At 58.7% G+C, this 2,716-nt stretch carries 2 protein-coding genes; one reads left to right on the forward strand and one right to left on the reverse strand.

Annotated features, from left to right (window positions below; all coding sequences use genetic code 11):
• Positions 1–848 precede the first annotated feature (848 nt).
• A complete protein-coding gene (locus tag FF100_RS36685) occupies positions 849–1,151 on the forward strand; it encodes a hypothetical protein (RefSeq protein ID WP_139040921.1) in 303 nt (100 codons plus the stop codon).
• A 51-nt stretch (positions 1,152–1,202) separates the two neighbouring features.
• Here FF100_RS36685 and FF100_RS36690 read toward each other — a convergent pair whose 3' ends face one another.
• Positions 1,203–1,469: a tyrosine-type recombinase/integrase gene (locus FF100_RS36690; protein WP_342779054.1), complete on the reverse strand. Its 267-nt coding sequence runs from the start codon at positions 1,467–1,469 to the stop codon at positions 1,203–1,205.
• Positions 1,470–2,716 lie beyond the last annotated feature (1,247 nt).

Raw genomic sequence — 2,716 nt, forward strand, 5'->3', positions numbered from 1 at the left:
GCCCAGTAAGAGGGCTTTGGCCTCGTGCGATGGGCGATCGCCTCTCCTCGGGATCGGACGCCCGGCAAGGTCCTAACCCTCCGCCGGGCGTTCTGCTGCTCAGAAGCAACTTCGTGGGTGAAGGGAACGGTTCTAGTGTACTGACACCGACGAACGAGCCACGTAGGCGCTTACTAACCGCCTGCATTCGCGGACGAATTTTCGATGCGCGGTGTACCTTTTGAAGGCGTCAGTGCACTAGTTGGTGGCCATCAGTCTGCCAGTCGACCCAATCCTGCCGCTTCTGGCCGCTCGTCTGGTCTCACCGGTGGGTTGGTATCCTTAGCGGGAAACTCAACTCGCCGCGATCCTCACACTTTTCGTGCTGTAGCACAGAGATGTTCCGCACTGTGACAGACCGAGAGGAAAACTTATGTAGATTAATCCGATCATTGATTAGCAAAAATGATTTTGAACCTTCTCATTCAAGTTTCGCTGGTAGCTTAATGCAGGAAAGGGAGTTTTTATGCGCTTACTTGTTATGTGTCTTGCCGCGGTCGCTGCTTTGTCGGTGACCGGCGCGGCTTCTGCCCAGACCCTGCCTCCCAGAGGGTCTGGGGCAGATTACCCGGCGACGACAGGTGCCAGCATCGAGCGCCAATCAAACACGACCGGCAACGGACCAGATTTGATTATCGCACCTGGCGCCACTGGCGCCGAAACCATCACGACCAACTCGGCGGCTGGTGGCAATGCGCGTCTACCAGAACGCCCTGTGCCGAACGGTAGTGCCGGTGGTGGTGGGGATCCTGGCGGCGGCTAACTCCACGATCAACGGGGTTTGTGGCCCAGATATATGACCCGTGTGAGTGGCTGCCTTTGTGGCAGCCACCTCTTTTGACAATGCTGAGTATCACAATATGTTCGAGCTGCTGCCTGCCGATCTTGACAACGAAACCATTCAGCTAGTTCACGACATGAAAATGGAAGAGGCTCTTGATGCGAGTGCATCAAGGCTCTTAATGATTGAGAGACTGAGAAGATTAGAAGATTTTGCGCGAGTTCGCGGAGCAACGAGGCAAACTTTCCAAAAAATATCTTCAGCTAGGCGAGTTCTTGGTCATACAGAGGGTTTTGGAAGAGTAAATATTCCATTTATTGCGGACAATTGAGAAGGGGAAATGATGATTTTGGCGTGATGGAGGCGTCCGGGCGAATTGTAATTATGAAAGCCCACTCCCCGAGTGCCCCTTGAACGCGTTCGCCCGGCGGATGTAGCCGACGATCGTCCGGGTATCCCGGTGCCCGGACTGATCCATGATGCGAGCGAGATCCGCGCCGCGGTCGGCCGCGGTGGTGATGTAGCCGGCCCTTAGGCTGTGAGCCCCGAACGTCGAGGCGTCGAGCCCGGCCGCGGTGGCGTACCGCTTCACGGTATCTGCGACAGCCTGGGTGGTGAGGCGGACGGGGTTGGCATCCCGCGTTGTCATTCGAACTCTGCCCGATCGCGACACTGGCCGGAGGACCGGCCCCTCGGCGATCCCCGCCGCATCGAGCCAGTCGCGTAGCAGGTAACGGACTTGATGAGGCGCTGCCTCGCCCATCTATGGATGCGGTCGACGCGTATGGATTAGGATCGGGCAATGACCCGTACCTCTTGCCAGCACCCCGACAACTGCATCGCCGCGGGCCGCGGCGGCCCCTGCCGGCGATGTGATGCGGCGGCGATCGCAGAGCGCGCGGTTCTCCTGCGCGAGCGCATCCTCGCCAACCAGGCGGAGGGGCGTCCACCCTACGCTACTCGCCCGTCTCAGCCGCTCAAGGCTGCGCGACAAGCGCCTTGATCTCACCGGGCCTCGTGTGGGCTCACTCTGCCCACATCATGCGCGAGCTATGCGCGGCCATCATTATCCGTATGGGTACACCCATGCGGATATAAGGCGATGCGATAGGTGGGCGCCGGTTCAGTTTGGCCGGTCTGGTAGGTGTCTCCGGGCGGCTGCGAGGCCAGTTCACCAGGGGCATGCCCAAATCGTACCGGGCGCTCCGTCCGCAACAGGTCGGGAGCGGACTCCTGCAAAGTCCGAACCAACCACTCCGCCGTGACCTCGCCCGCCTCGACCACCTGCCAGCCACAAGAGATTGGTACGAAGCCCGAGTCGACATTACTCACGCACGATGGTCTATTTTACGAACAATTAGGGCGATGCGCGGAAGTCGACGCGACCAGGGAATTGTGATTTGCCACCAATCTAACCCTCGGTTGTAAAATCCCCTATTGAGACCATGGTAATTCCAATCGATCTGCCACTGGTATTTCATCAAATTTCTCGTCTATATGGCCCGGAGATACATCGAGAATAGGGCCTAGAACATCTCGAAATAGCGCGCTGTTATAGCTCGCTTGTAGCAATGGTACTTGCCAGACGAGGAGGTGGAGGCGCTCCTGATCGTTTTCGAAGGCATTCAGAGCCGGTATCGGCAGCATCTCGCTCGTCCCGCACGGCGACTGCCCTCGGTATCCATTGGCCTGCTGCCGGGTGTTTGCGGTTGTGGCAGCAGCTTTCGCGGATCGACCCAGGCCCTGTTGGCTTCCTCGGTCCGGCCAATCTCACTAGTGCCTTGACTCAAACGGATGGTGCAGCGTTGCCGTTGACGGCATCGAGGATGGCGGCGGCCGGCTTGGTCCAGACGAAGGGCTTCGGCCTGCCGTTGTGCTCGGCGATGTAACGGTTGA

Origin of the sequence: Methylobacterium terricola (assembly GCF_006151805.1) — a bacterium.
GTDB classification, from domain to species: domain Bacteria; phylum Pseudomonadota; class Alphaproteobacteria; order Rhizobiales; family Beijerinckiaceae; genus Methylobacterium; species Methylobacterium terricola.

Coding starts and splice junctions, on each gene's coding strand:
- FF100_RS36690 (WP_342779054.1), bottom strand. CDS start 1,469: ATGACAACGCGGGATGCCAACCCCGTCCGCCTCACCACCCAGGCTGTC.